We start from the raw sequence: 6,953 nt of genomic DNA, 5'->3' as shown, positions 1-6,953 counted from the left end.
TCTTTTATCCGTTTTGATTTTGTCCGAACTTTGTCTTGGGATCTTGCCCGGTGCTATCAATGTGCAATTCACTCCTAAGGAATTTAAATATCTGTAAAGTGGATACCCGGTTACTCCTGCTTCGTAACAACAATGTATTTCGTTCCATTCCGATTTCAGTTTGGTTACAAATTTTTTAATCTGAACCTCATTATGCTTTATCTGTTGTTCTTTCACCAGTTTCTTTGAATTGCTCGTTAAATACGCGATACTGATCGTTTCTTTGTGGACATCCATTCCTACATATACTTTTCTTTTCATTACGTTCCTTCTGTTGGTTTTCTTGTTTTGTGGTAAATGCTTCGCATCTAACCCACGGTTTTCAAGCCCAGAAGGGGCGCCATTTTGTCTAAATTTCTACATACAAATCCAAGTTTTGACGATTCTCATCAAATAAAAAAGAAATAAACTCTTGGTTCTTAAAACCAATTTTAAGGATTGATCAAATAATACGAAAGAATCCCGCTAAAGGTGTCGAGCGAACCCGCCGGTAAAATTTTACCCGGACAAGATACATTCAAATCCGCTAATGAATAGATCTGATACGGCTTTGCAAAAAACAAACGGATAAAAAATCGAAGTACGGAAGAAATATTGGAAAGAACGTTGATACTGCCGACCGATTGTTTTCTAACGAGCTCCGCAAAACAACCGTCTTCAAAATAAATTTTTTCCCGAAGCGGAAGATCGTATCCCGAAAAAGGTTCCTTTTCCGTTTCCAGCACTTCAAACTTGGTGATTTTACCCGAAACGACCGTTTTTCCTTCGGGGTTCAGAAGCGCGGCGGTTCTAAAGTAACCTCCGGGAAAAGAATCGTTTCCTAAAAAACCTCCCGTATAAAAACGAAATTCTTTTCCGTTGATCGAGCGAAAAAGCTCCCATCTCCGACTGTATTTGTAAACTTCGTAGTTCGTAAGAAGATGTTCCAAGCCGCCGGTTCCGAGAAGTTCCTTCTTTTTTCCGTCTTGGATCAAATAACCCCAAGCGGATTGAAACGAATACGCAATGTCCGCTTGTACAAATCCGTTCGGATCCTTGACCGTATGTTTACCTCCGGAAAGAGAAACGCCTTGTTTCAGATCCGATTTAAAAGATAAGAATAATTTAATATTCTCCGTGTCTTGTTGGATTTCGATTCCTTCCCCATTGAGGTTCATTCGGTTGTTTTCTATTTTGAGATCAAATTTTCCTTTTTCCGCGGTTAATTCTTTTGCGGAAAATTCTTTCGTGATAAATTCGGTTCCTTCGCCTAACGTGTGAATCACCAAACTGATCCCGCAGTTTTTCGTTCCCGGACCTAAGTTGCTCACAAGAAAGGTCGCGTAGATAAAGGTTTTATCGTCTCTATAAGAATAGTTCCAAGCCTGAAAATAACCTTCTTGCGTATAAGGTTGAAAAGAAAAGTCTTTGAGTCCGGCTTTTTTTAGAACCGGAGAATCGTCCGCTTTGAGTGTTCCGTTGAACGCGAGAAAAAAACAAAAAATCCAGAATAAGAACTTCCTGAATTTAAGAAGAGCTGGATTCGAACTTTTTTCCGAACCGATTTGTTTGAACATTCCGAAGATCCTTAAGTCCGGAAGAAAAATGATCAAGCAGAATCTTTTGCGTTCGGAGTTTTCATTTCGTCTTCTCGAACAAAATCGCTGTGTTTTTCGTAAAGCTCGCCGATACAAGGAAATCGAAAAACAAGGTGATCGGTTTTTCCCTCTTTCAAGAAATGCTCTTTTGCAAGTCCGACTCCGTCCTGATGAATCCAGGATTCGAACCCATCCGCGACTTTCAAAAAGATTACGAACTCGTGATCGCCCGTCTTTTTTAGAAATACGTCGAAGTTTTTAATCTTTCCCTTTGCCAGTTGAACTCTTATTTTTTGTCCTTCGTCCAGTTTTGAGAACGGAATTTTCGGGATGTAAAAGTTGTTTAACGTCGATACGATCTTTCGAAAGTCGTCCTTTCTTGAAATCAGCTTCCTCCATTCTTCCCGTTTCGGATCGATTGAGTTCTCCATATTTTTTACCTCTCTGAAAACGGTTCCGGAAAGGAGAATTCGGGGCGGCGTAGAACCCGATTTTTTTGAAATGAAAAAGAAAAAATTGCGGTTTGATGCGCGAGGGAATCGGCTTTCAAAACAAAAGTTGCAGATTTTGAGGATTCCTTTTTTTAAATGTTTCGGATTTTTCAAAACGGAAATCGTAGTTTTAGGTTAAACTATTCGGATATTCTTTAAGGAATTTCGGTTTTCCGCTTAAAAGACTTCCTTTTAATAAATCTTGCTAAAAAAGCGAAAATCAAAATAGTATCATTCAGAACTATGGAATCCGATCTATTGGCTATATTTTGGACAGAAAAAATCAAGCTGACCCAATATATCATTCAAACCACCAAGAATTTGAGTTCCAAGCAGCTTGATTTTTCGGTCGAGTCGCGGGGGGAATCGGTTCGTTCCTTTCTGCAAGGTATGGTTGCGGGTGATTTTTTTCTTCGGGTTTCGCTTCCGATTTCCGTAGGAATCAGTTCCATTCTCCCGATCGCAAGGCAATCCGAAGAAGACATCGAAAAGGATTTGGTTCGTTTTCGGGATCAATTCGGCTCGCCTGCGTTGCCGATCGGCCTCAAGGAAATCATAACTCAAAGTGCGGAAGAACTTTTTTTCGAAGATTGTAATCCGGAACTAAAACCGCTTTTTCTTCGTTGGAAAAGGATTCTCGCCAAACTTGAAAAAACGATCCAAGGTCTGAATAAAAAAGATTCGTTGAAATACCGTTACTTCTCCGTGATCGGAATCGTTTCACTTCCGGTTGCGATCAATTATTTCGAAATGCAGAACCTTACTTGGCTTAGAAACGGGATCATGAAAATCACGGAGAATCCGAATTTTCCTTCCCAATAACGTATCAAAACTTTAGAACAGAATAATATTCTATTATTACATCATCGTAAAATTTTAAAGGAGAATTCAATGGCAAAGATCAAGGTAAAAACCCCGCTCGTAGAGCTGGATGGGGACGAGATGACTAGGATCATCTGGAAGGAGATCAAGGATAGATTCATTCATCCGTATCTCGATATCGAACTGGACTATTATGATTTAGGCGTGGAGTATAGGGACAAAACGGACGATAAAGTTACCGTGGATTCCGCGCACGCGATTCAAAAATACGGAGTCGGCGTTAAATGCGCTACCATCACTCCGAACCAAGACAGAGTTAAAGAATACAATCTCAAACAAGAATGGAAATCGCCTAACGGAACTATTCGTTCCATTCTCGACGGTACCGTTTTCCGTAAACCGATCATCGTAAAAAACATTCCCCCGGCGGTTCGTTCTTGGAAAAAGCCGATCACGGTAGGACGTCACGCTTACGGGGATCTTTATAAGGACACCGAACTTTATATTCCCGAACCCGGAAAAGTGGAACTCGTTTATACCGGAAAAGACGGAAAGGAAAAACAAAGAGCCTTGATTCACGACTTCGACGGAGCGGGTGTAATTATGGGTCAGCATAACTTGGATAAATCCATTCTTAGTTTTGCTCAGGCTTGTTTTAATTATGCGATTTCCGAAAAGATCGATCTTTGGTTCGCGACAAAAGACACCATTTCTAAAAAGTATCACGCTAGATTTCGCGCGATTTTCGACGAGCTTGCAAAAGCCAAAGCCGGAGATCTTAAAAAAGCGGGAATCGAATATTCGTATTATCTCATAGACGACGCGGTCGCTCAGATTATGAAAAACGAGGGCGGAATGCTCTGGGCTCTGATGAACTACGACGGGGATGTGATGAGCGATATGGTCGCATCCGGGTTCGGATCTTTGGGACTCATGACATCCGTGCTCGTTTCTCCGGACGGAAAATTCGAATACGAAGCCGCTCACGGAACCGTAACCAGACATTACCGTAAATACCAACAAGGGGAAACGACTTCCACAAATTCCGTAGCTTCCATCTTTGCTTGGACGGGAGCCCTGATCAAAAGGGGAGAATTGGACGGAACTCCGGACGTAACCGCTTTCGGTCATAAACTTGAAAAGGCAGTGATCGATACGATCGAAGGCGGAGAGATGACTAAGGATTTGACTCTTCTCTGCACGGATCAGAATGCAAAGGCTCTGGATACTTTTCAGTTCATGGAAGCGATCCAGAAAAAACTTTAATCGTTTAAAATAAAAATTTCCGGCCGGGATCGCTCGCAGTCGTCTTTTTACGCGGGTCCGCCGGGTCGGGAATTTCAACGACGACCATGAAAAATAAGGCTTTGATTCTGAATCGGATTCTTTGTTTGAAACGGCTGTTCGTATTCTTCTTTTTACTTTTCGCGGTTTCTTTGGATTCTCAAAAAGCTCCCAAAGAACCGACATTACCCGTGGAACCGACGGTGGGAGATTCCAGAAATCAAAGGGGGGAAGCCGAAAAACAAAACGGTACCGGGGTGGATGAAAAGGGGGAAAAAAAGATCAAAGTGATTTTTTGCGACGGTCGGGACGTGGAAGGTTTTTGGAAAAATCCTCCGATTGAATTCAAATTTCAACATAAAAAAAGCAATATCGTATATTCAAAATCTTTAAAGCTTGAAGAGGTTTCCAAGATCAAAATCACCGGATGGAAACTCAAACCTTCCAATAAACGAAAGGAAGGAACTCCCTATCGAGCCGAGCCGTATCAAATCCAGATGATTTCCTTTTCGGGAGAGACATTTTTCAAGGAACCTTCTCCGGCCGGCGAGATTCAACAGATTTCCTTGAACAATCAATTCGGAGATACGACTTTGTTCTTGTATTGGAACGATTTACAGTATGAAAACGGACAGTGGTTTTCCGGTTTAAAATCTTTTTCGGGAGAATTCAGAACCGACTGTCATCCGGACGTGATTCGGGAAATTCAATTCCCCGCCGTAAATTAAATTTTTCGAATGTACTCTAAAATTTTTCTTTCAAAATACGGTTTATGAAGGACGTAGACGTTTCTTTGAGAGACTGAGATCCTGAAATCCTCGTTTTCTTCGAGTCCCGTAATTACCGCGATCGGAATATCATTGAATTTTTCCTCCTTGCGGATCGCTTCCACAAGTTCCTCTCCCGAAAAGTCGGGCATAATCCAGTCCGTGAGAATATAGGAGATTTCTTCGCCGAACGATTGAAGATATTCGTACGCCTTTTTTCCTTCCGTAAACGCCTGGAAAGAGTAGCCGTTTTTTTCCAGAATTTTTCCTAAAAGAAGCAAATTCAGTTCCGAGTCGTCTATGATGAGAATTTTTCCCGCTTTTTGCGATTCGATAGAATTCGATTGATAAGAGAGTTTTATGATTTCCTTAATTACTATTTTGAATTCGTCGATTCCGGAAGGTTTCGGAAAAATCCCGTCAAAACCGAATTCTATGGATTTTGTACGGTTGGCTTCGATATCTCCGGAAGTGATCAGATATATTTTAGAATTTTTGCATATACTGTCTTTGTTTTCCCGCAGGCCGTTTCGAATGGTTTTGCAGACCGTAAATCCGTCGGAGTCGGGAAGAATCATTCCGATCGTGATTAGATCGAAATTTTCCCGAAAAGTAAGATCCAATCCTTCCTTTGCCGAGCCCGCTTCGACGATTTGAAAGTCTTCCGCCGGAAAAAAAGACGATATTATTTTTCTGACGGTTGTACCGGAATCTAAAACGAGCACCTTCAAATTTTCTTTTCCTTTCGGTCGATCTCTGAAATGGAAGTTTCAAAAATTTGAATGTATTTTTTCAGCTCGTCGAGGATTTGTTGCCGATCGTTCGTGATTTCTCCGTCCGGTTTGGTCCAAACGAGTTGTTGATCGGAGTTCGTACTTAGGCTGAGATAATAAATCGGAGAAGTTCCCTCAACCCGTTTTGTATCGTTCGGAATCAAAGTAAAGGAACCGAAAAGAGAAAACATCGTCTTATAACTTTTTTCCAGATGAGTAAATTCATAGGTTCGCGGCCATTCTTCCGAATTCGATTTAAGTTCCAAAAAAAAATGTTCGGAAAGAAAAGAAATCAAAGTTTCCGTTTGTTCGATTCTCTTTTCGAATGAATCCGGTTCATTCATTTTCTTTCGCCTCGTCCCAAAGACGATCCATTTCTTCCAAGTCGGAATCGTTCGGAGTTTTACCGCTGGCTTGTAAGGTCTTTTCTATGTATTGAAATCTTTTCTTAAACTTTGCGTTAGTTCTTGTGAGTGCGGATTCGGAGGAAATTCCGAGATGTCTTCCTAAATTTACCAAGCTGAATAATAGATCCCCGAATTCTTCTTCGATACGAACTTGATTGCCGCCGTTTGTTTTGACACAACCGAACTCGGCTAAGAATTCTTCCATTTCTTCCCTAACTTTTCCATGCACATCCGAAATGTTCTTCCAGTCAAATCCGACTTTAGCGGCCTTCTTTTGATATTTCTCCGCTTTTAAAAGGGAAGAGAAATTCTCGGGAACATTCGAAAAAATAGACGAGTCGTTTGATTTCTTTTTTTCCTTATCCTTGATCTTTTCCCAATTTTCCAAAACTTCTTGAGAAGAAGAAAGTGTCGGTTCCTCCGGCTTAAATACATGAGGATGCCTAAAAATGAGTTTATCCGAAATACCTTTGGCTATGTCTCCTAAGTTGAAAGCGTTTCTTTCTTCCGCAAGTCTTGCGTGAAACACGACTTGAAATAGTAGATCGCCCAATTCTTCTTTGAGAAGCTCGTCGTCGTTCTTTAGGATTGCTTCGATGACTTCTTGAGATTCTTCGATCAGATACGGAACCAGAGTCTGATGATCTTGTTCCTTATCCCAAGGACATCCGTTTTCTCCTCGAAGAATAGCAGTAACTTCTTGGAGTTTACCGATTTCATCCGTAAGTGATTTTGAGTGCATACGTTTCCTCCAAGAACAACGGAGTTTTGTTCCAATTTTTTATCGCCGAGT

Annotated in this window: 9 protein-coding genes; 3 read left to right on the top strand and 6 right to left on the bottom strand. The window is 41.1% G+C overall.

The window, feature by feature from the left end; translation table 11 throughout:
- The 3 genes from LEP1GSC194_RS02815 to LEP1GSC194_RS02805 all read right to left on the bottom strand — a co-directional run.
- The coding region (locus LEP1GSC194_RS02815) for an IS110 family transposase (RefSeq protein WP_020772106.1) at positions 1–300 on the bottom strand (300 nt) is incomplete at its 3' end.
- Between the two features lie 170 nt (positions 301–470).
- Entirely contained in the window at positions 471–1,595 is a 1,125-nt protein-coding gene (locus LEP1GSC194_RS02810) for a hypothetical protein (RefSeq protein ID WP_020772158.1), read from the bottom strand.
- A gap of 32 nt (positions 1,596–1,627) precedes the next feature.
- Positions 1,628–2,047 (bottom strand): LIC_13246 family protein, encoded by a 420-nt coding sequence (locus tag LEP1GSC194_RS02805; protein WP_020772154.1) that lies wholly within the window; start codon positions 2,045–2,047, stop codon positions 1,628–1,630.
- A gap of 303 nt (positions 2,048–2,350) precedes the next feature.
- On the opposite strand from LEP1GSC194_RS02805, the gene LEP1GSC194_RS02800 reads away from it, so the two are divergent.
- The 3 genes from LEP1GSC194_RS02800 to LEP1GSC194_RS02790 all read left to right on the top strand — a co-directional run bounded on the left by LEP1GSC194_RS02800 (position 2,351) and on the right by LEP1GSC194_RS02790 (position 4,941).
- Positions 2,351–2,929 (top strand): hypothetical protein, encoded by a 579-nt coding sequence (locus LEP1GSC194_RS02800; protein ID WP_017809552.1) that lies wholly within the window; start codon positions 2,351–2,353, stop codon positions 2,927–2,929.
- 69 nt (positions 2,930–2,998) lie between these two features.
- Complete coding sequence (locus LEP1GSC194_RS02795) at positions 2,999–4,195, top strand: NADP-dependent isocitrate dehydrogenase (protein WP_020772209.1); 1,197 nt, start codon at positions 2,999–3,001, stop codon at positions 4,193–4,195.
- Between the two features lie 86 nt (positions 4,196–4,281).
- The gene (locus tag LEP1GSC194_RS02790; protein WP_020772188.1) at positions 4,282–4,941 is read left to right on the top strand and encodes a hypothetical protein; all 660 of its coding nucleotides are present in this window, start codon (positions 4,282–4,284) and stop codon (positions 4,939–4,941) included.
- Here LEP1GSC194_RS02790 and LEP1GSC194_RS02785 read toward each other — a convergent pair.
- Genes LEP1GSC194_RS02785 through mazG form a run of 3 tightly spaced genes read right to left on the bottom strand, consistent with a single transcriptional unit; the run spans position 4,938 to position 6,902 of the window.
- Positions 4,938–5,711, bottom strand: a complete 774-nt coding sequence (locus LEP1GSC194_RS02785; protein ID WP_020772133.1) for a response regulator — start codon at positions 5,709–5,711, stop codon at positions 4,938–4,940. The two genes, LEP1GSC194_RS02790 and LEP1GSC194_RS02785, sit on opposite strands and share 4 nt — an antisense overlap.
- Positions 5,708–6,097 carry an LIC_13241 domain-containing protein gene (locus tag LEP1GSC194_RS02780; RefSeq protein ID WP_020772195.1) on the bottom strand — a complete coding sequence of 130 codons (390 nt, stop codon included), beginning with the start codon at positions 6,095–6,097 and terminating at the stop codon, positions 5,708–5,710. Before LEP1GSC194_RS02780 ends, LEP1GSC194_RS02785 begins: the two co-directional genes overlap by 4 nt.
- On the bottom strand, positions 6,090–6,902 hold the full coding sequence (gene mazG / locus LEP1GSC194_RS02775; RefSeq protein WP_020772206.1) for a nucleoside triphosphate pyrophosphohydrolase: 813 nt from the start codon (positions 6,900–6,902) through the stop codon (positions 6,090–6,092). The genes LEP1GSC194_RS02780 and mazG overlap by 8 nt, the downstream gene beginning before the upstream one ends.
- Positions 6,903–6,953 lie beyond the last annotated feature (51 nt).

Source organism: Leptospira alstonii serovar Sichuan str. 79601 (assembly GCF_000347175.1).
Taxonomy (GTDB): Bacteria; Spirochaetota; Leptospiria; order Leptospirales; family Leptospiraceae; genus Leptospira; species Leptospira alstonii.
The sequence above is the reverse complement of the archived record's forward strand: the minus strand, read 5'-3'. Positions and strand labels throughout refer to the sequence as shown.

Coding starts and splice junctions, on each gene's coding strand:
- LEP1GSC194_RS02810 (WP_020772158.1), bottom strand. CDS start 1,595: ATGTTCAAACAAATCGGTTCGGAAAAAAGTTCGAATCCAGCTCTTCTT.
- LEP1GSC194_RS02805 (WP_020772154.1), bottom strand. CDS start 2,047: ATGGAGAACTCAATCGATCCGAAACGGGAAGAATGGAGGAAGCTGATT.
- LEP1GSC194_RS02800 (WP_017809552.1), top strand. CDS start 2,351: ATGGAATCCGATCTATTGGCTATATTTTGGACAGAAAAAATCAAGCTG.
- LEP1GSC194_RS02795 (WP_020772209.1), top strand. CDS start 2,999: ATGGCAAAGATCAAGGTAAAAACCCCGCTCGTAGAGCTGGATGGGGAC.
- mazG (WP_020772206.1), bottom strand. CDS start 6,902: ATGCACTCAAAATCACTTACGGATGAAATCGGTAAACTCCAAGAAGTT.
- LEP1GSC194_RS02790 (WP_020772188.1), top strand. CDS start 4,282: ATGAAAAATAAGGCTTTGATTCTGAATCGGATTCTTTGTTTGAAACGG.
- LEP1GSC194_RS02780 (WP_020772195.1), bottom strand. CDS start 6,097: ATGAATGAACCGGATTCATTCGAAAAGAGAATCGAACAAACGGAAACT.